This is a genomic window from Streptomyces sp. NPDC001231, assembly GCF_042896885.1.
Lineage (GTDB): Bacteria > Actinomycetota > Actinomycetes > Streptomycetales > Streptomycetaceae > Streptomyces.
In genome coordinates this window covers 1-23,852 of record NZ_JBIAXS010000032.1, presented here as the reverse complement: position 1 = coordinate 23,852, position 23,852 = coordinate 1, and the positions used below count along the sequence as shown (strand labels likewise).

The following is a 23,852-nucleotide window of genomic DNA, read 5'->3' as shown; positions in this document are numbered from 1 at the left end:
TGGGCGAACCCTGATTCGCCCCTGAGCCGTGGCCGGGGATGCGTTCGACAGACCGTCGGGCCGCGACCCGGGGGCTTTTCGAAGAGCCTTTTCGAAGAGCGGATTCGAAGATCAGGGGAGTCTAGGGGGCGGACCCTGATGTCCCCGCACTACCGGGCGTGTGACCATCAGTGGCATGCCGGAAGCCGCAGCAGTGCCCCTCGACGACCCGCGGCCGCCGCGCAAGCTCTACCGCAGCAGCGACGGACGCTGGCTCGGCGGAGTGGCGCGGGGCCTGGCCGGTCACCTCGGGCTGCCCGTGGTCTGGGTGCGGCTCGTCTTCGTCGGCCTGTTCATGGCCGACGGGCTCGGCGCGCTGGTGTACGCGGCCTTCTGGTTCTTCGTGCCCCTCGGAGTCGGCGGCGTCGGCGACCAGAAGCCGCCGTCCCTCGTCACCACCGAGACCTCGCCGGACGGCCGCCGCAGAATCGTCGCCCGCAAACCGGACAAGGGCCAGATCGTCGCCCTGCTCCTCATGGTCGTCGTGGCGATGGTCTTCGTCGGCAGCGTCAATCCGGGCAACGGCGCCAAGGCCTACCTCCTGCCGGCCGTCCTCGTCGCCGCGGGCGTCGCCCTGGTCTGGCGCCAGGCGGACAACGCCCGCCGGGCCCGCTGGGTCGAGGTCGGCCGCCGACGCCGTACGCTCACCCTGGCCCGCGCCGGAGCGGGCGTCCTGCTGGTCACGGCCGGCGTCTCCGCCATCTTCGTGATGCAGGGGTCCGCCGCCCATCTCGGCTCGGTCCTCCAGGCAGCCCTCGCCGTCCTGGTCGGCATAACCCTGCTCGCCGGCCCCTACCTCGTGCGCATGACCCAGGACCTCTCCGAGGAGCGTCTGATGCGCATCCGCGCCCAGGAGCGGGCCGAGGTCGCCGCCCACGTCCACGACTCGGTGCTGCACACCCTGACCCTGATCCAGCGCAACGCGGAGAACGCGGGCGAGGTGCGCCGCCTGGCCCGGGCCCAGGAGCGCGACCTGCGCGCCTGGCTCTACAAGCCGGAGGGCAACGGCAAGGACGAGGCCGACGAGCCGGCCACCCTCGCCGAGGCGGTCCGGCGCAACGCCGCCGAGGTCGAGGACAAGCACGGCGTCCCCATAGAGGTGGTCGTGGTCGGCGACTGCCCGCTCGACGACCGGATCGGCGCACAGATGCAGGCCGCGAGGGAAGCCATGGTGAACGCCGCCAAGTACGGTGGCGAGGGCGGCGCCGTCCAGGTCTACGCCGAGGTCGAGGGCAGGACGGTCTTCGTGTCCGTCCGGGACCGCGGACCCGGCTTCGACCTCGACGCGATACCCGCCGACCGGATGGGCGTCAGAGAATCGATCATCGGCCGTATGGAGCGCAACGGGGGGACGGCCCGGCTGCGGGCCGTGCCGGACGGCGGCACGGAGGTCGAGCTGGAGATGGAGAGGGCGGAGAACACGTGATGAGCGACCCGACCGAGACGAACGGTACGGCGGGAGCGGAGACGACGGGGGCGGGCGGGCGGCACGTGCGCGTGGTACTCGTCGACGACCACCGCATGTTCCGCACCGGGGTCCAGGCCGAGATCGGCCAGACCGAGCAGACGGGCGTCGAGGTCGTCGGCGAGGCCGCGGACGTCGACCAGGCGGTCACGGTCATCACCGCGACCCGGCCCGAGGTGGTTCTGCTGGACGTCCATCTGCCCGGCGGCGGCGGAGTGGAGGTGCTGCGGCGCTGTGCCGCGCTGACCACCGACTCCGAGCGGCCCGTGCGCTTCCTCGCGCTGTCCGTGTCGGACGCGGCGGAGGACGTGATCGGCGTGATCCGCGGTGGAGCACGCGGCTATGTGACGAAGACGATCACGGGCACCGACCTCGTCGACTCGATCTTCCGGGTCCAGGAGGGCGACGCCGTCTTCTCCCCGCGCCTGGCCGGCTTCGTGCTGGACGCCTTCGCCTCCACCGACGCCCCGCCGGTCGACGAGGACCTCGACCGCCTCACCCAGCGCGAGCGGGAGGTGCTGCGCCTCATCGCCCGCGGCTACGCGTACAAGGAGATCGCCAAGCAGCTCTTCATCTCCGTCAAGACGGTGGAGTCCCACGTCTCCGCGGTGCTGAGGAAGCTCCAGCTCTCCAACCGCCACGAGCTGACCCGCTGGGCGACGGCACGCCGGCTGGTGTGACCTGCTTGTGGGCACGCCTGCGCGATCACAGCATCCGGCAACGGCACGTCACCGCGCGGGCGGTGCCGACCGCCGGTGCGCATCCCGGTCCGGACTCCCTCACGCCACCCGTGTCGCCCCAGCGAAGGGCATCTGGTCGACCGGGGCCAGGCGGACCGGAGCCGAGGGGTTCGGGGCGTGGATCATCCGGCCGTTGCCGACGTAGAGGCCGACGTGGCTGATACCGGAGTAGAAGAACACCAGGTCGCCGGGGCGCAGTGCGGAGCGTGGGACACGCCGGCCCGCGCTGATCTGGGCGTAGGTGGTGCGGGGCAGCGAGACACCGGCGGAGCGGTAGGCGGCCTGGATCAGGCCCGAGCAGTCGAAGGCGTCGGGCCCGGTCGCGCCCCACACATAGGGGCTGCCGAGTTTCCGGTAGGCGTAGGCGACGGCCGCGGCAGCGCGGGAACCGGGGGCGGTGACCGAAGCCGGGTCGCCGAGCTGGTCCCGGGTGTCGGAGCCGTGGCGGGCCGCGGGCCCGGTGTCCCCGCCCGCGCCGATCGCCGTGCGCTGCTGCGGGGACAGCCCCGCCAGCAGCCGCCGGGCTTCGTCCAGTTTGGTGGTGACCGTCTTCTTCTGCCGGCGCAGTTCCGCCTGCCGTGACCGGAACGAGGTCAGCTCGACGCGCGCGTCCCCACGCAGCCGGCCGATCTCCCGGAGCTGCCGGCGCACATCGGCCACGGCGGCCGTCTGCCGGGCGCCCGCGCGCTCGGCGAACTCGGCCCCGTCCAGGTATCGCCGGGGGTCGTCGGACAGCATCAGCCGCACCACGGGGTCGATCCCGCCGTCCCGGTACTGCGCCGCGGCGATCGAGCCCAGCGCGTCGCGGGCGGAGTTCAGCTTCTCCTGCCTGCGGGCGGCCTCGTCGCCCAGTGCCTTCAGCCGCTTCTCGGCCGTGTCCGTCTTCTCCTTCGCACCGTCGTACTTCTCGGTGGCGGTCTCCGCCTCCTGGTAGAGCCTGTCCACCGTGGCCTTGATCTGCTCCGGCGCCGGCCGCGGAGCGGCGTGCACGGTGCCGTCGAAGCCGGTCGCCGTCGCGGCGCCCGCGAGGGCGATCGTGGCGGCCGTACGGACGGTGCTTCCGCCGAGCGAGCGCTGTCGGAGCTTGCGGTGCGCTGCCACGTGGAGCGTCACGTCCCTTCTGCCGGCCGCGGAGGCGGGGTCCTGGTCCGGCGACGGCCCGCACAGGGGGAGCAGCCCGCCGCCGGACATCTCGGCGGTGGTGTCCGGCTGCCGCCCCTGGCCCGGGCGGCGGTGAAGCCGGTCACCTGGGGGAGGAGCTAAGCCGCTCGGTGAGTGCCGGGTGAGGTCATGTACGGAAGTGGCGGCAGGGGATCGCCGAGTGACCGTATGTGACCGCGGTCTCGTTCCGGGGATGCTGCCTTCATGCGCTGCGATGACCGATGCGCGGATTTCCGGGGCATTCGGGCTGGGTGAGGTGCTATGGGTCGCATATATGCGGCGAGCGGCAGGCGTCCGCTTGTGCCCACCTGAGTCCTGTGCCCGCCCGCGTCCGGCGTCGGCGCGCGCTCGGGTTCCTGTGTCCGCCCGCGTCCGGCGTCGGCGTGCGCGCGTCGGCGGGCGGTCGCCTGGGACGGGCCGGTGCCGGGAGCGGAGAGGCCGCTGGTTAGGCTCCGGACTCATGGACGTACTCATCCATCTCTTCGTAGGTCTGCACATCGTCGGTATCGCCGCGCTGCTCGGCGGCTTCCTCACCCAGATGAAGGCGATGGGCCGCGGCACGGCCCGGTTCGTGCCGGCGATGCTGCACGGCGCGCTGACGATGCTGGTCACCGGCGTGGTCCTGGTCGGCCTCAACCAGGCCCAGGGCCACCACGTCGACAACATCAAGATCGGCGTGAAGCTGGCGCTGCTGATCGTGATCCTCGGCCTGGTCTACGTCAAGCGGGACGACGAGAAGGTGGACAAGGGCCTGTTCGGCCTGGTGGGCCTGCTCACCACGGCGAACATCTTCATCGCCGTGCTGTGGACGTGACGGTCGGCGCAGCGCCCTGAGCTCCGCGCGCGCGTCCAGGACCGCGCCCGCGGCGACGGCCAGCCACGCCGCCACCGCGACCCACGGCAGCACCTTCCCGAGCCCCCGCGACGGGACGTCCGCGGCGGCCGCGACGGACACGCTCGCCGCCGCCGTCATGCCCGTCGGGAACACGGTCGGACCAGCGGCGCACGTCGTAGCGCAGCCGGGGCCGTACCAGCTCCGCGACGACCAGAACGGCGTACCAGCACAGGTCGAGCACGAAGAGCGCCAGGGTCACCGTTCGCAGTACACCGCTGTCGTCGGCGTCCCACAGGTACGTGCCTCCGCCGCCGACCGCGATCAGCCGTGCGCCGGCGAGAGCGGAGATCGCCAGGGCCCCGACCGCGATCCAGTGGTCCCCGTGCCCCTGGAGCAGCTGCCGCAGGTCGAAGCAGCACAGCGCGAAGACGTACAGCACGAGCCCGAGCCAGAACAGCACCAGCGCGGCGTACGCCGGCCAGGCCACGGCCTGCGTCTTGGCCGGAGTGGCGGCGAGCACGGCCAAGCCCTCGGTCGCCACGCAGCTCAGGAACACCGCCCCGGGCATCGGCCGACGGTAGTTGCGGACCACCAGCACCAGCAGCCCCGCCCACAGCCCCGCCCACAGTACGAAGGCCAGCGCGAGCAGCGCCTCCGCGAGGCGGGTTCGGGCCGCGGCCCGGCTGGGGACGGCACGGCCGCGGCGGCGCCGGACCGGAGCCGGGCGTAGCGCTCGGCGTCCAGGAACCGCGCCCCGCCCGCCGCGCGGGCGAACGGGCGCCGGCCGGCCAGGAAGTCGACCCGCAACGGGTCCCGAGCACGGTCGTCGCCGCGACGGCGGTGAGGGCGCCCGGTGTCCCCGCCTCCCTGATCCACCGCGCCCGGTCGCCCAGCAGTCGTAGGACGAAGTCCGCCGCCAGCGTCAGCCACGCGAAGCAAGCCACCGCGAGGATCACGCGGGACAGCAGTTCGTAGCCCGTCAGATGCAGGGCGACCGACACGATGCCGGTGGCCATCACGGCGGCCCCGGCCGCCGGCGGGCACTGCGCCAACCAGGAGCGGAAGGGTGAGGTGCCGGGCATGGCCCCGATGCCAAGGAGCTTCGCGCACCCATGCGCGGGGCACGCGCGCGGGCGCGTTGCCGGACGGGACGCGCCGTCCTCAGTCCGGCCGCACCACGCGGTGCACCGCCGATTCGCCGTCGTGGTGGACGGACTCCTCGCGGACACGGTCGCCGGGCCTCGGTGCGTGGATCATCACGCCGTCACCGGCGTAGAGACCGACGTGGTCCGCGTCGCCGAAGAAGGCGAAGAAGACGAGGTCGCCGGGCCGGGCCTCGGAGAGCGGGACCGCCGTACCGGCATGGGCCTGGTCGAGGGCGGCGCGGGGCAGCGTGACCCCGGCGGCCTTCCAGGCGGCCTGGGTGAGGCCGGAGCAGTCGTACGACCCCGGGCCTGCCGCACCCCACACGTACGGCTTGCCGATCTGCTCGCGGGCGAAGGCGAGGGCCTGGTCGGCCCTGGTCGCCTGCGCGGCGCCGGACGCCCGCCCGAGGAACACACCGGACGAGACCCCGGCCGCGCCGGCGCCCTGACGAGGGGAAGGGGCGGCGTTCGCTGCGTGCTCTATGCTCTCGGTGATCTCCGCGTGCTCCGCCGCCTGCGTCAGCGGCGTGGGCTCGGTCGCGGGCACGGCCTCACGCGCCTGGGGCGCCGACAGCAGCAGTACGCGCGCGTGGGCCAGCTTCCGCTGGACGGCCGCCTTGGCCGCCGCGATGTCGTGCTGAGGCTCGGCCGGCGGCCCGGGGAGGTCAGGGGCCGGGACCGGGACGGTGTCCGGGGCCGTGTCCGTGACCGTGGTCTCGGGCGCCGGCGGCCGCGCGGTGTGGCCGTCGACCAGGCTTTCGCGGCGTGTGTTCAGCCGGCTGATCAGCTGGGCCTGGTCGAAGTAGCCCTGCGGGGTCTCGGTGAGCAGCAGGGCGGCGGTCTCGGGGGCGGTGTCACCGTTGCGGTACGGGGCTGCCGCGAAGGATCCGAGCATCTCCCGCGCCTTGCCGAGCATGTCGGCGCGCTTGGCGACGTCGTCGAGGAGCGCGGCGACCAGCCCGCGCTGCCGCGCCCCCTTCTTCTGGGCGGTGTCCTTCTGGGCGGCGTCGTTCCGCGTGGTCGACGAGCCCGCCCGGCCGTACAGGTAGTCGAGCTTCCTCTCGACCTCCTCCGGGCTCGGCCCGTCGCCGTCCGCCCCGTGCGTGCCTGGTCCGGGCGCACCTGATCCGGGTGTTGCGGCGGGCCGCGTGCTGCTGTGCGACGCCAAGGGAGGCGACTCCTTCCATCGTCCGCCTGCCGGTTGGCCGTCGGGTTCGGGTGGTCAGCGTGGGGGCCGCGTCGTCCGGCGAGTCCCCCGGTGACGATCATGCGGTCAGACCGCACGCTAACCAACTTGTGTGGCTCATGTGAAGGTTGGTGCGAGGTATGTCCGATACGTTTTCGTGACCTTGGTCTCGGCCTCGTCGAACCGGCCATTTCCCGGGGCGGCCACGGGATGTCGGTGGGGCGCCCTAGACTCGTAGAGCGATGAGCAGCCTCTTTGACGACAGCTTCCTGGCGGATCTCCAGGCCCCCCGCGGCCATGAGGAAGAGCCCCCGCCGCCGCCCGAGGACGATCACGCTCCGGAGCCGGTTCCGGACGATCTGTTCGGCGGGAAGTTCGACGTGCCCCCGGACCGGGACGCCTACTACCGCGACGGCGCCCACCGGCCGGTCGTGGACCCGGCCGCGCTCCTGGAGGGGCTGAACGACAACCAGCGTGCCGCCGTCATGCACTCCGGCTCCCCACTGCTCATCGTGGCCGGCGCCGGCTCCGGCAAGACCCGTGTGCTCACGCACCGGATCGCGTACCTGCTGGCCGAGCGGGGCGCCCACCCCGGCCAGATCCTGGCGATCACCTTCACCAACAAGGCCGCCGGCGAGATGAAGGAGCGCGTCGAGCAGCTTGTCGGACCGCGCGCCAACGCGATGTGGGTGATGACCTTCCACAGCGCGTGCGTGCGCATCCTGCGCCGGGAGAGCAAGAAGCTCGGCTTCACTTCCTCCTTCTCGATCTACGACGCCGCCGACTCCAAGCGCCTGATGGCCCTGGTCTGCCGCGACCTGGACCTCGACCCCAAGCGCTACCCGCCCAAGTCGTTCAGCGCCAAGATCAGCAACCTCAAGAACGAGTTGATCGACGAGGAGGACTTCGCCGCCCGGGCCACCGACGGCTTCGAGAAGACCCTCGCCCAGGCCTACGCCCTCTACCAGTCGCGGCTGCGCGAGGCCAACGCCCTCGACTTCGACGACCTGATCATGACGACGGTCAACCTGCTGCGCGCCTTCCCGGACGTCGCCGAGCACTACCGCCGCCGCTTCCGGCACGTCCTGGTCGACGAGTACCAGGACACCAACCACGCGCAGTACGCCCTGGTGCGGGAACTGGTGGGCACCGCCGAGCACCCCGTGGACGTACCGCCCGACGAGGACGACCTGCGACCGGCCGAGCTGTGCGTGGTCGGTGACGCCGACCAGTCGATCTACGCCTTCCGCGGCGCGACCATCCGCAACATCCTCCAGTTCGAGGAGGACTACCCGGACGCGACGACGATCCTGCTGGAGCAGAACTACCGCTCCACGCAGACGATCCTGTCCGCCGCCAACGCGGTCATCGAGCGCAATGAGTCCCGCCGTCCCAAGAACCTGTGGACCAACGCCGGCGCGGGTGCCCGCATCACGGGTTACGTCGCCGACACCGAGCACGACGAGGCGCAGTTCGTCGCCGACGAGATAGACCGCCTCACGGACGCGGGCGAGGCCAAGGCCGGCGACGTCGCCGTCTTCTACCGCACCAACGCCCAGTCCCGTGTCTTCGAAGAGGTCTTCATCCGCGTCGGCCTGCCCTACAAGGTCGTCGGCGGCGTCCGCTTCTACGAGCGCAAGGAGGTCCGGGACGTCCTGGCCTACCTGCGGGTCCTGGCCAACCCCGAGGACTCCGTCCCGCTGCGCCGCATCCTCAACGTGCCCAAGCGGGGCATCGGCGAGCGCGCCGAGGCGATGATCGACGCCCTCGCCCAGCGGGAGAGGGTCAGCTTCCCGCAGGCGCTGCGCCGCGTCGACGAGGCGTACGGCATGGCCGCGCGTTCCACGAACGCGGTCAAGCGGTTCAACACGCTGATGGAGGACCTCCGCACGATCGTCGAGTCGGGCGCCGGACCGGCCACGATCCTGGAGGCCGTCCTGGAACGCACGGGCTACCTGGCCGAGTTGCAGGCCTCCACCGACCCGCAGGACGAGACCCGTATCGAGAACCTCCAGGAGCTCGCCGCGGTCGCCCTGGAGTTCGAGCAGGAGCGCGGGGAGGGGGAGCCGGTCGCGCTCTCCGACTTCCTGGAGCAGGTCGCCCTGGTCGCCGACTCCGACCAGATCCCGGACGAGGAGGACGGCGACGGCGTCATCACGCTGATGACCCTGCACACCGCCAAGGGCCTGGAGTTCCCGGTGGTCTTCCTGACCGGCATGGAGGACGGCGTCTTCCCGCACATGCGCGCCCTCGGCCAGACCAAGGAGCTGGAGGAGGAGCGGCGCCTGGCCTACGTGGGCATCACGCGCGCGCGGGAGCGGCTGTACCTGACCCGTTCGTCGATGCGCAGCGCCTGGGGCCAGCCGTCGTACAACCCGCCCTCCCGGTTCCTGGAGGAGATCCCGCCGGCACACGTGGACTGGAAGCGGACGGGGGGTTCGGCCTACGCGCCCTCCGGTCCGGCCTCCTCGGTGGCGGCCTCGCTGTCCTCGTCCCGGTCCCGCTCGTCGGCGTCCGGCGCCTCGGGCTTCGCCACCCGCCGCACCACGGAGAAGCCGGTGGCGGCGCTCGCCGTCGGAGACCGGGTCACGCACGACCAGTTCGGCCTGGGATCGGTGGTCGCCGTCGCGGGCACGGGCGACAAGGCCCAGGCGACGATCGACTTCGGCGACGGCAAGCCCAAGCGGCTGCTGCTGCGGTACGCGCCGGTGGAGAAGCTGTAGCGGGAGGGGCTACGTCGGGTCGAGGCCGTGGCTGCGCAGCCACGACAGCGGGTCGATGGGCGCCCCGCCCGCAGGCCTGACCTCGAAGTGCAGGTGCGGGCCGGTGGAGTTGCCGGAGTTCCCGGAGTAGGCGATCGGCTCTCCGGCCTTCACCGTCGTCCCGGAGGGGACCCGGTAGCTGGAGAGGTGGCAGTACCACGTCTCCGTGCCGTCCATCGCGGTCACGATCATCATGTTGCCGTAGGCGCTGTTCCACTGCGTGCGGACCGTGCCGTCGGTCGCGGCCAGCACCGTCGTCCCGTACGAGACGGGGAAGTCGATGCCGGTGTGCACGGACATCCAGTTCACGCCGGCCTGGCCGAAGTAGGCGCTGAGGCCCCTCTCGTAGACCGGGACGGCGAACTTGGGGCGCAGTCGCTCCTTGCGGGCCGCCTCCTCCGCCGCCTTCTTCTTCTCGGCCTCCTGCTCCGCTTTGAGGTCGATGCGCTCCTGGTACCGGCTGGCCCGGTCGGCGAAGTCGTTCGCCCCCGCGGACAGGCCCTGCAGCTGGGTGTCCAGCTTGTTGTTGGCGGTGGACGCCTTGACGGGGTGCGCATCGGGCGTGGCCGCCGCGCTCTCCTTGCCGTCCTCGGTCAGACCACCCACGGAGGCGGCGGCGATCCCGGCGACCCCCATCACGCAGACCGAGGGCACCGCCACCGTGAGCAGTGCGGAGCGCTTGGCCGGGGGACGGCGCCGGGAGCGGCCCGCTGCGCGGGAGGCCGCTCGCGAGGCCGGGGCGGGGGTGACTTCTTCCTCGTCGTCGAGCAGCGGCGGGGCCGGATCCGGCTCGACCGTGGCGACCGGTTCCTCTTCCGCCGAGTCGACCTGCGGCTCGTGCGGTTCGGGCCCCTCGAAGTTCTCGCCGACCGTGGTGCCGCCGTCGCCGTTCCACTGCATGGCGTCGTACGCGCCGGTGTCGAAGGCCTGCGTGCCCCAGTCCCACTGCTGGGTGGCGTCGGCGGCGGCCGTCTGGTCCGGCTGGAGCCAGGTCTGCGCGTCCCACTGGCCGCTGGTGTCGACCGGCGTGGACTGCGGTGGGACGGAGGCCAGTTGCTGCTGGTAGCCGGTGGCCCAGGCGGTGGTGTCGTACGCGCCGGTGTCGTAGGCGGTGTGGTGCTGGGCCGCGTACGGGTCGTGGTTCAGGCTCTGGTGGCCGTTCGTGGACCAGTCGGTGGTGTCGTACGAACCCGTGGTGTGCGTCTCGCCGGTCGTGAGACCGCCGTAGAGCGGGTCGGCGGTGTAGTCCGCCGTGGTGTACGTGCCGGTGTGGTAACCGGTGGCGTTGTAGTCGCTGTACGTGGTGAAGTCGCCGTACGCAGCTTCCTGCCCGTCGTACGACGCGTAGGGCGTCGAGGCGGCATCGGAGGCCGGAGCCGGGGCGGCCATGGTCCCCGACGGGTGACGGTCGTTCACCAACTTCTCTTTCGCCTCGACAACAGGGGCTGGCAGAGCAGTGCGGCGACTGTACCCGGCGGTATGAGGGCGCGACAATCTTCCACAGGTTTCCCCGAGGCGGGAAACGGGCATTCAGCCGTGTTTCGCCGGGGTGTGGAGACGGCTTTAACTTTGTGTTCGAGTTGCGTTCGACCCAGAGAGGTCGGCCGTCAGGCGACGGTCACTCCGCCGGCGCGGTCGGCGGTCGGGTCTCCGGGGCGCGCGGTGTCGAGGATCTCCCGTATCCCGGTCGCCACGGCGGGGTGGAGCGGCAGGGCGAGATGTCCGATTCCGCTGACCTGGATGTTCTCCACCTTCAGGTCGGGGTGCTCGATGCAGGCCGACTCCAGCGGGTCCATCAGGTGGTCGAGGTCGCTCCAGAAGCTGACGAAGTGCGTACGGCAGCCCGGCGCGGGGCGCGACAGTTCCTCGATCAGCTCGGAACCGGGGCGCATCTGCCGCACGATCGGATGGGCGTTGGCCAGCGGCGCGACCCGGGTGCCGGAGTGCGGGGTGCCGAGGGTGACGAGGGTGCGGACCCGCAGATCGCCACCGAGCCGCTGCACGTAGTAGCGGGCGATCAGTCCGCCGAGGCTGTGCCCGACGACGTCGATCTGCCTGCTGCCGGTGCGCTCGCAGATCTCCTCGATGTGACGGCCGAGCAGTTCGGCCGCGGTGCGGATGTCGCAGGTCAGCGGTGAGTAGTTCAGGGACTCCACGCGCTGCCTGCCGTGCTGGGCGAGGCTGCGGCGCAGCAGGACGAACACCGAGCGGTTGTCGATGAACCCGTGCAGCAGCACGACCGGTGGCTTGGCCTCGGTCGGCAACTGGGCGGTGCCGTCGGGCGCCGGGATCGCGCGGGAGGCGCCGCGGCGTTCCTGGACGATGCCCGAGGGGTAGAGCAGGAGGTGTCCCGCGAGGATCGCGAGTTCCAGAGCGGTCGCCTTCAGCAGAGCCAGTGAGAGCCCCGCGAGTCTGCACGGCAGCAGGCACCGGCAGAGCGGGAGAATGGGGTCCGCGACCCTGGTGACCTTCATGGCCGACCTCCTGTCGGCACGCGGGAGGACGGCCCTGTCCCCCGTGTGCCCTCGTGGGCAGTCGCGGCGGGGGCGGTCGGCCGGGCAGGCTTCGCGCCGCCGTGCCCCACCGGCCCCGGGTGCCCTTCGTGCCCTCGCCGATACGGCGCACCACCGCGGCGCGCGGTCTGCGGCGCGGTGGTGCGACGACCTCGTTGCGGCTCCCGTCGTGCTTGCTCCCGCAGTGGTCCGCGCGCCGCGGCAAAGGCGTACGGCGCGTGGGCCGCGCGGACGGGGAACGATGCGCGGCCTGCGGGTCCCCCCTGCCCGGTGAACTCGGGGGAGTGTCCCTCCATGTGATTTCCCCCTCCCTCTGCTCCGTGAAACTGCCGGTTGCGGGATGCTGGAGATAACGTTCGTTCACTTCCCCGGACGGTGTGGTGCGGGGCGTCCGTGCCACATGTGAGGTACTTGTCGGTACGGATGGATGTAGTCGCTTCATGGAGGCAGTGATGGGTGTGGCAGCCGGTCCGATCCGCGTGGTGGTGGCCAAGCCGGGGCTCGACGGCCACGATCGGGGCGCCAAGGTGATCGCGCGGGCCCTGCGCGACGCCGGTATGGAGGTCATCTACACCGGGCTCCACCAGACCCCGGAGCAGATCGTGGACACGGCGATCCAGGAGGACGCCGACGCGATCGGCCTGTCCATCCTCTCGGGCGCGCACAACACGCTGTTCGCCGCGGTGATCGAACTGCTCAGGGAGCGCGACGCGGAGGACATCGTCGTCTTCGGCGGCGGCATCATCCCGGAGGCGGACATCCCCCCGCTCAAGGAGAAGGGTGTCGCGGAGATCTTCACCCCGGGCGCGACCACCCAGTCGATCGTCGACTGGGTCAGGGCCAACGTCCGCCAGCCCGCCGAGGCATAGGGGCGCCGGCGGCTCCCGCAGCATCTCCCGGCGCCGGCCGGGTGCGAGCGGCCCGTCCTGGGGGTACGGCCCCCAGGGAGACCCGCCTTCGCCCGGGGCGGGACTCAGCCGGTCCGCGCCGCCTGCAGTTCCCCGGCCATGGCGGAGCGCAGCCGCAGGGTCGTGACCAGTCGCTGGAAAGCCTCCGCCCAGTACCCTCCGGCTCCCGGCGACGCGTCCTCCGCCTCGTCCGGAACCGCCAGCAGTCCGTCGAGCCGACTCGCCTCCGCGGGATCCAGGCACCGCTCGGCAAGCCCCATCACTCCACTGAAACTCCATGGGTAACTCCCTGCGTCCCGCGCGATGTTGAGCGCGTCGACCACCGCCCGCCCGAGCGGTGCCGCCCACGGCACCGCGCACACCCCGAGCAGCTGAAACGCCTCGGGCAGTCCGTGTGCCGCGATGAATCCGGCCACCCAGTCGGCCCGTTCGGCGGCGTCCAGCGTGCCGAGCAGCTTGGCGCGCTCGGCCAGGGACACCGCGCCGGGGCCGCCGGCTTCGGGGGCCGCGGGCGGCCCGAGCAGCGCCCGCGCCCACTGTGCGTCCCGCTGCCTCACCGCCGCCCGGCACCAGGCGGCGTGCAGTTCGCCCTGCCATCCGTCCGCGACCGGCAGGGCCACGATCTCCCGCGGTGTGCGCCCGCCCAGCCGTCCGGGCCAGGTCCCGAGCGGCGCCGCCTCCACCAACTGGCCCAGCCACCAAGATCGTTCGCCCCGTCCTGCCGGAGCCTTGGGGACGATCCCGTCGCGCTCCATGGCCGAGTCGCACTCGTGCGGCGCCTCGACGACGAGCGTGGGTGTCCCGCGCGTGTGGTCGACGGCCACGCAGGAGCGGGCCCGGGCCGCCATCCGTGCGGCGAACGCCGATCGGGGCAGCGCCGAGAGCAACTCCGCGGCCGTGGACCGTACATTGCGGCTGCGGTCGGACAGGGCCCGCTCCAGGAACTCCTCGTCGTCCGGGCCGAGACCCGTCCGCAGGGAGTCGACGAACATCAGCCGGTCCTCGGCCCGCTCGGTGGGCCATGAGCCGGCGAGCAGTTCGCGTGCGGCCGCGGGTGTGCGCGCACGTATCGACGCCAGCAGCGCGACCCGCTCCGCGAACAGACCTTCCTCCCACAGCTTGCGGACACGGTCGGCATCCTCGGAGCCGCTCGGGGCGGCACCGGCGCCCGGGGCCGCCCGCAGGGCGAACCGCCAGTCCGGGTTCAGCCCCGCCAGCCACAGCGCGCGTGGGCCGCCGAAGGCCAGTGCGGCCGGACGCAGGTCCGTACGGGCCCGCGCGGCGTCCAGCAGGGCGGGTAGTGCCTCCGGGGGCGGGGCGTACCCGTGGGCGTTCGCCGCCGCGAGCCACTGGGGCAGCAGTTCCATCAGGTCCGGTGCCGTTCCCCGGCGGCCGGCCGCCGCACCGGGCCGGTCGGCCAGCAGCATGGCGAGCCTGCGGGCCGCGGCCGCGGGCAGGGGCGGACGCGGATCCTCCGGTGCGGGCTCCGGGCGCCGGGCCGCGGGCGCGGGGCGCAGTCCGGCACGCCGCCGTACGGTCTGCACGGCCGCCGCGTCGAGCAGTGCCATCGGCGCGGTCCGTCCGGGTGTGCCGCCCGGAGGCGTGCGCCGGTCCGTGCCGAGCAGGGCGGTGGTGACCAACTCCTCCCAGGCGCCCGTGGCGGGCGCCTCCGGCGGGGTGGAGGTCCTGATCATGAGCTTCCTTTCCGTAGCCGGCTGCCCGGGAGTGGTTGAAGGGTCACATGGACCGGGTTTCCCCTGGGGTGGAACAAATTCGTGGTGCAGAAGGGAAAACGTATTCAGATGGGACGCTATCTGACATTTTGCGCCTTTTGGGTGAGAGGTTCCCGCTGTGCCGACCGCGCCCCGCGTATCGCGGTGACGTCACTCCTTTGCCGGACATTCCGAGCCCACTGCCAGGGGCGATGTCACGGACGGTTGGTTATGCATCAGCACAGAGTCACCATTTCTCCCTCTTCCCGCGACCATGCGGTCAACGGAGTGAAGCCCCGGTGGCCGCACTCGCCGAAGACCGCGACCGGCGCGCCACCCGACAGGGCGACCAGCCGCCACAGGCCTGGACGCGTCCGGGCCGCGCGAGTGACGGGCAGCGCGGAGTCGGAGGCGGCGTCGGCCAGCTGCCAGGACTCGCCGTCCGGGACCGGTACGACCTCCCGCAGCGTCACCGGAACAGACTCCAGCCACGGGTCGTCCCGCAGCGCCGCGCCGTAGCGGGCGGCCGCCTGCGCCGTCGTCACCCCGCGCGGGCGGATCCGGACGGGCGCCGGGGGAGCGAACCGCTCGCCCAGGGCCGCGCGCAGCTGTCCCGTGCCCGGATAGGAGGACACCTCCGCCTCCAGGGCCAGGCCCACCGGCAGCGCGAGCTCCGGGGCGCGGCCCGCCGCGCCGTAGGAGAGCAGCAGAGCCGTACGGCCCGAGTCCGCGCCGTGCAGCCATATCCTGCGTGTGGTCAGCTTCGCGTCCGCGGTGTCGTACTGCGCGAGGACGAGCCAGCGGTCCCGTACCGGAGGTCCGTCCGCGGAGACGGGCAGGCCCACCCGGGAACGGACCGTCGCCGACACCCCTTCCGGCAGCCGCTCGCGGCCCAGCCAGCCCTGGCCCAGCAGATGCAGCAGCGCGCATTCCTCCAGCAGCCGCACCGGCCAGCCCGGCCCCGACGACGGTACGGCCCCCAGCTCCCGCACCCGTCCCGCCAGCCCGGGAGCCTGCGCGTCGACCATGCGGGCCGCCGTCTCCTCCCACAGCCCGTACCCCGCCTGCTCGGCCGGGGCCAGACCGCCGCGCAGCAGGTCGGCCAGGCGCTGCTCCAGCTCCGTCACCCCCGCGGTGATCCGCTGCGCCCGGCGCTCCGCCCGGCGCAGCGCCGCCCGCGGATCAGCGGCACCGGAGGCCGGACCCGCCGCCCCCTCCGACCGCTTCCGCGCCGTCCGCTCCCCGCGGGCCGCCATCCACTGCTCGGCCCAGCCGGGCGCCTGCCCGGACGACACCGCGCCGTCGTCGCTCGCCCACAGCAGCAGCAGCCCGAGCGCGTGCTTGCACGGGAACTTGCGGCTCGGACAACTGCACTTGTACGCCGGCCCGGCACCGCCCGCGACGTCGACGACCGTCTGATACGGCCTGCTGCCACTGCCCTTGCACAGTCCCCACACCGCCCCCTCGTCGGAACACCCCGCCTCGGACCACGGCCCGGCCGCGCCGAGTTTGCTTCCCGCTTTGCGCGACGCGGCGTCAGGTGCCAGTGCCAGCACCTGGTCCGCGCTCCAGCGCACCCCCTGCTGAGTCATGCCATCGAAGGTAGGACCTGCCACTGACAATCGAGCGAGCAAGGACGTTTGCGCAGGTCAGAATGCGTTGTCAGTGCCGTGGTGCACGGTTGGTGACAGATCCGAACCGGCCGAGCTGGAGGGGGCCTCAGCCATGTCTGTGTCCGTCGAACCGACACCCGTCGAACCGCGCCAGAACCACTCCGCGCCCGCGAACACGCCGGAGGCGCAGGTGCTGCGCCCGCACGCCGAGCACGCCTTCGCGGCCGAGCTGGCGGCGCTCGCCGCACACGACGACCGTCCGCGCCCGGCCCGCTGGAAGCTGTCGCCGTGGGCCGTCGCGACCTACCTCCTCGGCGGCACGCTGCCGGACGGCACGGTGATCACACCGAAGTACGTGGGCCCCCGCCGTATCGTCGAGGTCGCGGTCACCACCCTCGCCACCGACCGCGCCCTGCTCCTGCTCGGCGTGCCGGGCACGGCGAAGACCTGGGTGTCCGAGCACCTGGCCGCCGCGGTCAGCGGCGACTCGACGCTCCTGGTGCAGGGCACGGCCGGCACCCCGGAGGAGGCGATCCGCTACGGCTGGAACTACGCGCAGCTGCTGGCGCACGGCCCGAGCCGCGACGCCCTCGTGCCCAGCCCGGTCATGCGGGCCATGGCGCACGGCATGACCGCCCGGGTCGAGGAGCTGACCCGCATCCCGGCCGACGTGCAGGACACGCTGATCACGATCCTGTCCGAGAAGACCCTGCCGATACCGGAACTGGGCGAGGAGGTGCAGGCGGTCCGCGGCTTCAACCTGATCGCCACCGCCAACGACCGCGACCGCGGGGTCAACGACCTGTCCAGCGCCCTGCGCCGCCGGTTCAACACGGTGGTCCTGCCGCTGCCGGAGAGCCCCGAGGCCGAGGTCGACATCGTGGCGCGCCGTGTCGATCAGATCGGCCGCGCCCTCGACCTGCCGGGCGTCCCGGACGGGGCCGACGAGATCCGCCGTGTCGTGACCGTCTTCCGTGAGCTACGCGACGGCGTCACCACCGACGGCCGTACCAAGCTGAAGTCGCCCAGCGGCACCCTGTCCACCGCCGAGGCGATCTCGGTGGTCACCGGCGGCCTCGCGCTGGCGGCCCACTTCGGCGACGGCGTGCTGCGGGCCGGTGACGTGGCCGCCGGCATCCTCGGCGCCGTCGTCCGCGACCCGGCGGCCGACCGCGCCGTCTGGCAGGAGTACCTGGAGACCGTCGTCCGCGAGCGCGACGGCTGGAAGGACTTCTACCGGGCCTGCCGGGAGGCGAGCGCGTGAGCGGCACCGGACGACCGACCGGCGGTGGATGCCTGCCGGCCGGCACGGCGCGGGCCCGCGTCGACGACGAGCCCAGCTGGACCGCGGGACGAGGACGAGGGAGGACGAGGAGGGGGACGACGTGAGGGGAGCCGAGGGATCCGGGAGCCGGTGGCCCGGCGCGGGGCCGCTGCTGCTCGGGGTCCGGCACCACGGGCCCGGATCCGCCCGCGCGGTGCGGGCCGCGCTGGAGGCGGCGCGACCGCGGGCGGTGCTGATCGAGGGCCCGCCGGAGGCGGACGCGCTGATCCCGCTCGCCGCCGACCACGACATGCGGCCGCCCGTCGCGCTCCTCGCCCACGCCGTGGACGAACCCGGCCGCTCGGCGTTCTGGCCGCTGGCCGGTTTCTCGCCCGAGTGGGTCGCCGTCCGCTGGGCACTGGAGCACGACGTCCCGGCCCGCTTCATCGACCTGCCGGCCACGCACACGCTCGCGTGGGGCCACACGTGGGGCAGGGAAGACGCCGGCACACCCGCGGACGGCGGCGCCGACACGGAGGGCTCCGCGGTGGAGGGGACCGCGGAGCCCCCGGCGGGGGCGTGCCCGCCCGAGGCCGCGGTGCGCGTCGACCCGCTCGCCGCGCTCGCCGAGGCCGGGGGGTACGACGACCCCGAGCGGTGGTGGGAGGACGTGGTCGAGCACCGGGGCGCCGGCGAGGGTGACGCGTTCACCCCGTTCCTGGTGCTGGAGGAGGCCATGGGCGCGCTGCGGGAGGCGTACGGCAGCGGGGAGGAGCACCGGGATCTTGTGCGCGAGGCCCACATGCGCCTCCAAGTGCGTGCCGCACGGCGCGAGTTCGGGGACGGCGTCGCCGTGGTGTGCGGGGCCTGGCACGTGCCCGCGCTGCGGCGGAAGGCGACCGTCGCCGTCGACCGCGCCCTGCTGAAGGGACTGCCCAAGGTCAAGGCGGACATGACCTGGGTGCCGTGGACCCACCGCCGGCTGTCCCGGGCCTCCGGCTACGGCGCGGGCATCGACTCGCCCGGCTGGTACGCCCACCTGTTCGACGTGCCGGACCGGCCCGTCGAGCGGTGGCTGACCAAGGTGGCGGGACTGCTGCGGGAGGAGGACCGGATCGTCTCCTCCGCGCACGTCATCGAGGCGGTGCGGCTGGCGGGGACGCTCGCCGCGATGCGCGGCCGCCCGCTGCCGGGGCTGAGCGAGACGACGGACGCCGTGCGCGCGGTGATGTGCGACGGCTCCGACGTGCCGCTGGCACTGGTGCACGACCGGCTCGTGGTCGGCGACGTGCTGGGCGCTGTGCCGGAGGCGGCGCCCGCGGTGCCGTTGCAGCGCGACCTGGCCCGGCTGCAACGGCGGTTGCGGCTCAAGCCGGAGGCGCTGGAGCGGGAGCTGGAGCTCGACCTGCGCAAGGAGACCGATGCCGGGCGCAGCCGGCTGCTGCACCGGCTGCGGCTGCTGGGCGTGGGCTGGGGCGAGCCCACGGCGTCGCGGGGGAGCACCGGTACGTTCCGGGAGACCTGGCGGCTGCGCTGGGAGCCCGAGCTGTCGGTGCGCGTCGCCGAGGCCGGGGTGTGGGGGACGACCGTGCTCGCCGCCGCGACCGCCAGGGCGGAGGCGGACGCCGTGGCCGCGCAGGCCCTCGCCGACGTCACCGCGCTCGCGGAGCACTGCCTGCTCGCCGAACTGCCCGAAGCGCTGCCCGTGGTCATGCGCGTGCTCGCCGACCGGGCGGCGCTCGACGCGGACGTCGGGCACCTCGCCCAGGCGCTGCCGGCCCTGGTCCGCTCCCTGCGCTACGGAGACGTGCGCGGCACGGACACCGAGGCGCTCGCCGGGGTGGCGGCCGGCCTGGCCGAGCGGATCTTCGTCGGCCTGCCCCCGGCCTGCGTCGCACTGGACGCGGACGCGGCCGAGGAGATGCGACGGCATGTGGACGCGGTGCACGGCGCGGTGGCCCTGCTCGGCGACACCCCCAAGGCCGGGCACAGTGAGCTGCGCGCCCGCTGGCACACCGTGCTCCGGACCCTTTCCGGACGGGACACGGTCCCCGGGGTGCTGCGGGGACGCGCGGTGCGGCTGCTGCTGGACGACGGGGAGGTCGAGCAGGAGCAGGCGGCGCGGCTCATGGGCCTCGCGCTGTCGCCGGGCACGCCGCCGGCCGACGCGGCCGCGTGGATCGAGGGCTTCGTCGGCGGTGGCGGCGGGATGCTGCTCGTGCACGACGAGCGGCTGCTCGGGCTGCTCGACGCCTGGCTGACCGGCGTGCCGGCGCAGGCGTTCACGGACGTACTGCCGCTGCTGCGGCGCACGTTCTCGGCGTACGAGCCGGGGGTGCGCAGAACGCTCGGCGAGCTGGTCCGGCGCGGTCCGGGGCAGGGCGGCGGTGGGGCCGGGGGCTCGACGGGCGGCGTGCCCGGGTTCGCCGAGGAGCTCGACCAGGAGCGCGCGGACGCCGTACTGCCCGTGCTGCGGCTGCTGTTGGGGCTGGACGACCCCGGTCCCGGCGGGGGGAAGCCGGGCAACCAGCTTGCGGGGGTGGCGGGATGACCGTGGGAGAGGGGTACGACGTGACGGACGCGGTCCAGGAGCGGCTGCGGCGCTGGCGGCTCGTGCTCGGCGGCGGCCCGGCCGACGGCACCGGATGCGCGCTGTCGGGACGGGACACGGGGATGGACGCGGCGCTCGCCGCGCTCTACGGAAAGGGGGACAAGCCGCTTACGGGACGGACGGGACGCGACCGTTCGCCGGGACTGGGAGGCTCGGCGCCCTCGGTGGCGCGGTGGCTCGGGGACATACGGACGTACTTCCCCTCCTCCGTGGTACAGGTCATGCAGCGGGACGCCATCGACCGGCTCGGGCTGGCCGCGTTGCTGCTGGAGCCGGAGATGCTGGAGGCGGTGGAGGCGGACGTCCACCTCGTCGGCACCCTGCTCTCGCTCAACAAGGCGATGCCGGAGACGACCAAGGAGACGGCCCGGGCCGTGGTGCGCAAGGTCGTCGAGGACCTGGAGAAGCGGCTGGCCACCCGCACCCGGGCCACGCTCACCGGCGCCCTCGACCGCAGTGCGCGCGTCAGCCGGCCGCGCCACCACGACATCGACTGGAACCGCACGATCGCGGCCAACCTCAAGAACTACCTGCCGGAGTACCGGACGGTCGTGCCCGAGCGGCTGATCGGCTACGGCCGGGCGTCGCAGTCCGTGAAGAAGGAGGTCGTCCTCTGCGTCGACCAGTCTGGGTCGATGGCGGCGTCCGTCGTGTACGCCTCCGTGTTCGGGGCGGTGCTCGCGTCCATGCGGTCCGTCAGTACGCGGCTGGTCGTCTTCGACACGGCGGTCGTCGACCTCACCGACCAGCTCGACGACCCGGTGGACGTGCTCTTCGGCACCCAGCTCGGTGGCGGCACGGACATCAACCGGGCGCTGGCGTACTGCCAGTCGCGGATCACCAGGCCCGCGGAGACGGTGGTCGTGCTGATCAGCGATTTGTACGAGGGAGGCATACGCGACGAGATGCTGAAGCGGGTCGCCGCGATGAAGGCGTCCGGAGTGCAGTTCGTGACGCTGCTCGCGCTCTCCGACGAGGGCGCGCCCGCCTACGACCGGGAGCACGCGGCGGCTCTCGCGGCGCTCGGGGCACCGTCGTTCGCCTGCACGCCCGACCTGTTCCCGGAGGTGATGGCGGCGGCGATCGAGAAGCGGCCGCTTCCGATACCCGACGCCGTGTGACATTGGCCGCCCAGCGGTGGGAGAAGGCTTGCGCCCCCTTGGGAACCCCGTGCGAGGATCGACGCTCCAACACCCTTGTCGCCGCACGGGAGGAACCGCCCTCTCTTGACCTGGCCAGCAGCGCTGCCCGGTGCCGCCCTACGCGCGACGCGTACGGCGGCCGGACGGCGTGTGCTGCAACTGGGGCTGCTGGTGGGGGCGTTGTCCGCCCTCGGGTTCCTGTGCGGGCAGCAGGCGCGGGCGGCAGAAGGCGGACCGACGGCACCCTTGTCCGAGACGGTGGCCGCTTCGGTTCCGGGGTTCGCGTCCTCGTCCTCATCTTCGTCTTCATCTTCGCCCTCGTCCGGCAGCCTCGTGGCCGTGACCGACCGGGTCGCGAAGCCTGTCGTCGAGCCGATCACCGAGCCTGTGGAGAAGCCCCTCGCCGAGCCGATCACCCGGCCCGTCAAGAAGCCGGGCGTCCGGGCGGTCGCCGAGCGCGTTGTGCGGCCAGTTGTCGAGTCCGCGGTTGAGCCGATTGCCCAACCGGTCGTCCAGTCCGTCGCCACGCCCGTCGTGCAGCCGGTCGCCGAGCCGGGAGCCGGGCCCGTTGTGAAGCTGGGCGTCCGGTCGGTCGCCGAGCCGGCAGTCGGACCCGTCGTGAGGCTGGGCGTCCGGTCGGTCGCCGAGCCTGTCGGCGTACCGGTCGTTGAGTCCGTTGCCCAGCCGGTTGTTGAGCGCGTCATGAGGCCGGTCGGTGAATCCGTTGCGCGGCCGGTTGTCGAGCCCGCCACCGAGCACGTTGTGCGGCCGGTCGTCGAGCCGGTCGTAGAGCGTGTCGTGAAGCCGGTTGCCGAGCCGGTTGCCGAGCCGGTTGTCCGGCCCGTCGCCGAGCGCGTCGTGACACCGGTAGCCGTGCCGGTCGTCGAGGCCGTGGTCCAGCCTGTTGTGAACCCGGTTGTCGAGGCTGTCGTCCAGCCCGTCTTGAAGCCGGTCGTCGAGCCTGTCGTGACGGTGGTCGTCGAGGCCGTCGTCCGGCCGGTCGTGAAGCCGGTTGGGGATGTGGTCGGCGCCGAGGCGGGCGCGGCGGTCGAGGTGTGGCCCGAGGTGCCGTCGCCGCCCGTCGTGCCCGACCTCCCGGCGCCGCCCGTCGTGCCCCCGGCGCCGTTGCAGCCGCAGCCGCAGCCGCAGACGGGGCCCGCTGCCTCGGCTGCGCAGGCCCGGCCGCAGCAGCGTCCGGGCGGCGCGAACCTGCCCACGTCCGGTGGGCACACCAGCACCCCCAAGGCCCTCACGGCGCAAGGCGTCACCGCTTCCTCCGCTGCCGTCTGCGGTCCGCGATACACCGGCGCGACCTCCGGGACCGGCGGCGCCGTGCACGTCCAGCTCCACCGCGTGCCTCGTGCCGGTCTCGTCGCCCCCCTCGCCCCGATCTCCGCGCACCAGCCCCCCGTCGGTGGTCCGGACGGCGTGTTCAGAGATCACGCGGCGGCCGACTCCGGCGCCTCGCGGCACGGTGACGGGCACGCCGTCACGGTGCCCGAGCGGGCCCCGCTGCGGCTGGTGCCCGGCGCCGCCGCCCGGGCCGCCGCAGTCGGTGCCCGGGACCGGCACCAGACCGTCCCCGTCTTCCCCGGCTAACCGGACAGGTCCACCGCTCCGTCGTCATGGAGAGCCCACCCGACTCCGCGGGCCCGGTGGACCCGGACGGCTGAAAGCCGTCGGTCCGTCCGGCCGTGCCGCCCGGGATCTCGCGGAAAGGGCGGCTGGTCCCCATTGGGGTGGGGATCAACCGCCCGGAGCCCCTTCGGGGCTGTACGAGGGGGCCTCACCCGGTCAACCCCAGCCTGGTGAGGCCCCCGCTTCAGCGGCACGCCGTGCCAGAGAGTGCGGCATCATGTGACAGGTATCACCGCTCAGGTGTGACCCTCGATTTAGGGCACTCCCGTAAGCGGGGATAACCTGCGAGACGGACATGCCGCGCGCTCGGACACCGTGTGCGCCTTCCCTGTGACCCAGAGCGGACGTCACGTTGCCCTTCGCGGCACGCCCACGCATCCAACGAACCGCGAGATCACTGATAGGGACGGAAGCGCGTGGACCTGTTCGAGTACCAGGCGAGGGACCTCTTCGCCAAGCACGGTGTACCGGTGCTGGCCGGTGAAGTCATCGACACGCCTGAGGCGGCGCGCGAGATCACCGAGCGGCTGGGCGGCAAGTCGGTCGTCAAGGCTCAGGTGAAGGTCGGTGGCCGCGGCAAGGCCGGTGGTGTCAAGCTGGCCGCCACCCCGGACGAGGCCGTCGCCCGCGCGACGGACATCCTCGGTATGGACATCAAGGGCCACACGGTCCACAAGGTCATGCTCGCCGAGACCGCTCCGGAGATCCTCGAGGAGTACTACGTCTCCTTCCTCCTCGACCGCGCCAACCGCACCTTCCTCTCCATCGCCTCGGTCGAGGGCGGCATGGAGATCGAGGAGGTCGCGGCCACCCGCCCCGAGGCCGTCGCCAAGATCGCGATCGACGCCATCGACGGCGTGGACCGGGCGAAGGCCGAGGAGATCGTCGCCGCGGCCAAGTTCCCGGCCGAGGTCGCCGACAAGGTCGCCGACGTCCTCGTCAGCCTCTGGGAGGTCTTCATCAAGGAGGACGCCCTCCTGGTGGAGGTCAACCCTCTCGCCAAGGTCGCCTCCGGTGACGTCATCGCCCTCGACGGGAAGGTGTCGCTGGACGACAACGCCGAGTTCCGTCACCCCGAGTTCGAGGAGCTCCACGACAAGGCCGCCGCCAACCCGCTG

Annotated in this window: 18 protein-coding genes and 1 pseudogene; 10 read left to right on the top strand and 9 right to left on the bottom strand. The window is 72.9% G+C overall.

Annotated elements, in window-relative coordinates; translation table 11 throughout:
* The first annotated feature begins 175 nt into the window (after window positions 1–175).
* Both ACFY3J_RS31335 and ACFY3J_RS31330 read left to right on the top strand, forming a co-directional pair.
* Entirely contained in the window at window positions 176–1,465 is a 1,290-nt protein-coding gene (locus ACFY3J_RS31335) for an ATP-binding protein (RefSeq protein ID WP_141359250.1), read from the top strand.
* Window positions 1,465–2,184 carry a LuxR C-terminal-related transcriptional regulator gene (locus ACFY3J_RS31330; RefSeq protein ID WP_384175773.1) on the top strand — a complete coding sequence of 240 codons (720 nt, stop codon included), beginning with the start codon at window positions 1,465–1,467 and terminating at the stop codon, window positions 2,182–2,184. Before ACFY3J_RS31335 ends, ACFY3J_RS31330 begins: the two co-directional genes overlap by 1 nt.
* A gap of 99 nt (window positions 2,185–2,283) precedes the next feature.
* On the opposite strand, the gene ACFY3J_RS31325 is transcribed toward ACFY3J_RS31330, so the two are convergent.
* Window positions 2,284–3,345 carry an NlpC/P60 family protein gene (locus tag ACFY3J_RS31325; RefSeq protein ID WP_384176318.1) on the bottom strand — a complete coding sequence of 354 codons (1,062 nt, stop codon included), beginning with the start codon at window positions 3,343–3,345 and terminating at the stop codon, window positions 2,284–2,286.
* Between the two features lie 520 nt (window positions 3,346–3,865).
* Between ACFY3J_RS31325 and ACFY3J_RS31320 the strand changes: the two genes are divergently transcribed.
* A complete protein-coding gene (locus ACFY3J_RS31320) occupies window positions 3,866–4,219 on the top strand; it encodes a hypothetical protein (protein ID WP_225077931.1) in 354 nt (117 codons plus the stop codon).
* On the opposite strand, the gene ACFY3J_RS31315 is transcribed toward ACFY3J_RS31320, so the two are convergent.
* From ACFY3J_RS31315 to ACFY3J_RS31305, 3 genes and pseudogenes are all read right to left on the bottom strand, one after another.
* Window positions 4,197–4,838, bottom strand: coding sequence for a hypothetical protein (locus ACFY3J_RS31315; protein WP_390842249.1), 642 nt, complete (start codon window positions 4,836–4,838; stop codon window positions 4,197–4,199). The two genes, ACFY3J_RS31320 and ACFY3J_RS31315, sit on opposite strands and share 23 nt — an antisense overlap.
* Window positions 4,839–5,028: 190 nt before the next feature.
* Window positions 5,029–5,322: pseudogene (locus tag ACFY3J_RS31310) on the bottom strand (hypothetical protein); the annotation flags it as partial.
* Window positions 5,323–5,401: 79 nt separating this feature from the next.
* On the bottom strand, window positions 5,402–6,553 hold the full coding sequence (locus ACFY3J_RS31305) for a C40 family peptidase (RefSeq protein ID WP_390842248.1): 1,152 nt from the start codon (window positions 6,551–6,553) through the stop codon (window positions 5,402–5,404).
* A gap of 260 nt (window positions 6,554–6,813) precedes the next feature.
* Here ACFY3J_RS31305 and pcrA point away from each other — a divergent pair, with 260 nt between their 5' ends.
* A complete protein-coding gene (gene pcrA, locus ACFY3J_RS31300) occupies window positions 6,814–9,294 on the top strand; it encodes a DNA helicase PcrA (protein WP_390842247.1) in 2,481 nt (826 codons plus the stop codon).
* 9 nt (window positions 9,295–9,303) lie between these two features.
* On the opposite strand, the gene ACFY3J_RS31295 is transcribed toward pcrA, so the two are convergent.
* The gene (locus ACFY3J_RS31295; protein WP_384175766.1) at window positions 9,304–10,749 is read right to left on the bottom strand and encodes a M23 family metallopeptidase; all 1,446 of its coding nucleotides are present in this window, start codon (window positions 10,747–10,749) and stop codon (window positions 9,304–9,306) included.
* Between the two features lie 191 nt (window positions 10,750–10,940).
* A complete protein-coding gene (locus ACFY3J_RS31290) occupies window positions 10,941–11,807 on the bottom strand; it encodes an esterase/lipase family protein (RefSeq protein WP_384175764.1) in 867 nt (288 codons plus the stop codon).
* A gap of 491 nt (window positions 11,808–12,298) precedes the next feature.
* Here ACFY3J_RS31290 and ACFY3J_RS31285 point away from each other — a divergent pair, with 491 nt between their 5' ends.
* Window positions 12,299–12,715 carry a cobalamin B12-binding domain-containing protein gene (locus tag ACFY3J_RS31285; protein WP_141359236.1) on the top strand — a complete coding sequence of 139 codons (417 nt, stop codon included), beginning with the start codon at window positions 12,299–12,301 and terminating at the stop codon, window positions 12,713–12,715.
* Between the two features lie 104 nt (window positions 12,716–12,819).
* Here the strand turns inward: ACFY3J_RS31285 and ACFY3J_RS31280 are convergent, their stop codons facing one another.
* Window positions 12,820–14,448: a DUF5691 domain-containing protein gene (locus tag ACFY3J_RS31280; protein ID WP_390842246.1), complete on the bottom strand. Its 1,629-nt coding sequence runs from the start codon at window positions 14,446–14,448 to the stop codon at window positions 12,820–12,822.
* Between the two features lie 254 nt (window positions 14,449–14,702).
* Window positions 14,703–16,058, bottom strand: a complete 1,356-nt coding sequence (locus ACFY3J_RS31275; protein WP_390842245.1) for an SWIM zinc finger family protein — start codon at window positions 16,056–16,058, stop codon at window positions 14,703–14,705.
* A 133-nt stretch (window positions 16,059–16,191) separates the two neighbouring features.
* Between ACFY3J_RS31275 and ACFY3J_RS31270 the strand changes: the two genes are divergently transcribed.
* The 3 genes from ACFY3J_RS31270 (at window position 16,192) to ACFY3J_RS31260 (ending at window position 21,075) form a co-directional block, all read left to right on the top strand.
* Window positions 16,192–17,343, top strand: coding sequence for an AAA family ATPase (locus tag ACFY3J_RS31270; RefSeq protein ID WP_384175757.1), 1,152 nt, complete (start codon window positions 16,192–16,194; stop codon window positions 17,341–17,343).
* A 121-nt stretch (window positions 17,344–17,464) separates the two neighbouring features.
* Window positions 17,465–19,894: a DUF5682 family protein gene (locus ACFY3J_RS31265; protein WP_390842244.1), complete on the top strand. Its 2,430-nt coding sequence runs from the start codon at window positions 17,465–17,467 to the stop codon at window positions 19,892–19,894.
* Entirely contained in the window at window positions 19,891–21,075 is a 1,185-nt protein-coding gene (locus ACFY3J_RS31260) for a vWA domain-containing protein (RefSeq protein WP_384175753.1), read from the top strand. The genes ACFY3J_RS31265 and ACFY3J_RS31260 overlap by 4 nt, the downstream gene beginning before the upstream one ends.
* 327 nt (window positions 21,076–21,402) lie before the next feature.
* On the opposite strand, the gene ACFY3J_RS31255 is transcribed toward ACFY3J_RS31260, so the two are convergent.
* Window positions 21,403–22,326 (bottom strand): hypothetical protein, encoded by a 924-nt coding sequence (locus ACFY3J_RS31255; protein WP_390842242.1) that lies wholly within the window; start codon window positions 22,324–22,326, stop codon window positions 21,403–21,405.
* 123 nt (window positions 22,327–22,449) lie between these two features.
* On the opposite strand from ACFY3J_RS31255, the gene ACFY3J_RS31250 reads away from it, so the two are divergent.
* A complete protein-coding gene (locus tag ACFY3J_RS31250; RefSeq protein ID WP_390842241.1) occupies window positions 22,450–22,695 on the top strand; it encodes a hypothetical protein in 246 nt (81 codons plus the stop codon).
* A 455-nt stretch (window positions 22,696–23,150) separates the two neighbouring features.
* Window positions 23,151–23,852 (top strand): ATP-grasp domain-containing protein (locus ACFY3J_RS31245; protein WP_376506131.1); only part of this gene is annotated, 702 nt, incomplete at its 3' end.

What these genes read in the sequence shown, in the direction of transcription:
- ACFY3J_RS31290 (WP_384175764.1), bottom strand. Translation starts at nt 11,807, where the DNA reads ATGAAGGTCACCAGGGTCGCGGACCCCATTCTCCCGCTCTGCCGGTGC.
- ACFY3J_RS31270 (WP_384175757.1), top strand. Translation starts at nt 16,192, where the DNA reads ATGTCTGTGTCCGTCGAACCGACACCCGTCGAACCGCGCCAGAACCAC.
- ACFY3J_RS31330 (WP_384175773.1), top strand. Translation starts at nt 1,465, where the DNA reads ATGAGCGACCCGACCGAGACGAACGGTACGGCGGGAGCGGAGACGACG.
- ACFY3J_RS31280 (WP_390842246.1), bottom strand. Translation starts at nt 14,448, where the DNA reads ATGATCAGGACCTCCACCCCGCCGGAGGCGCCCGCCACGGGCGCCTGG.
- ACFY3J_RS31260 (WP_384175753.1), top strand. Translation starts at nt 19,891, where the DNA reads ATGACCGTGGGAGAGGGGTACGACGTGACGGACGCGGTCCAGGAGCGG.
- ACFY3J_RS31335 (WP_141359250.1), top strand. Translation starts at nt 176, where the DNA reads ATGCCGGAAGCCGCAGCAGTGCCCCTCGACGACCCGCGGCCGCCGCGC.
- ACFY3J_RS31275 (WP_390842245.1), bottom strand. Translation starts at nt 16,058, where the DNA reads ATGACTCAGCAGGGGGTGCGCTGGAGCGCGGACCAGGTGCTGGCACTG.
- ACFY3J_RS31285 (WP_141359236.1), top strand. Translation starts at nt 12,299, where the DNA reads ATGGGTGTGGCAGCCGGTCCGATCCGCGTGGTGGTGGCCAAGCCGGGG.
- ACFY3J_RS31320 (WP_225077931.1), top strand. Translation starts at nt 3,866, where the DNA reads ATGGACGTACTCATCCATCTCTTCGTAGGTCTGCACATCGTCGGTATC.
- pcrA (WP_390842247.1), top strand. Translation starts at nt 6,814, where the DNA reads ATGAGCAGCCTCTTTGACGACAGCTTCCTGGCGGATCTCCAGGCCCCC.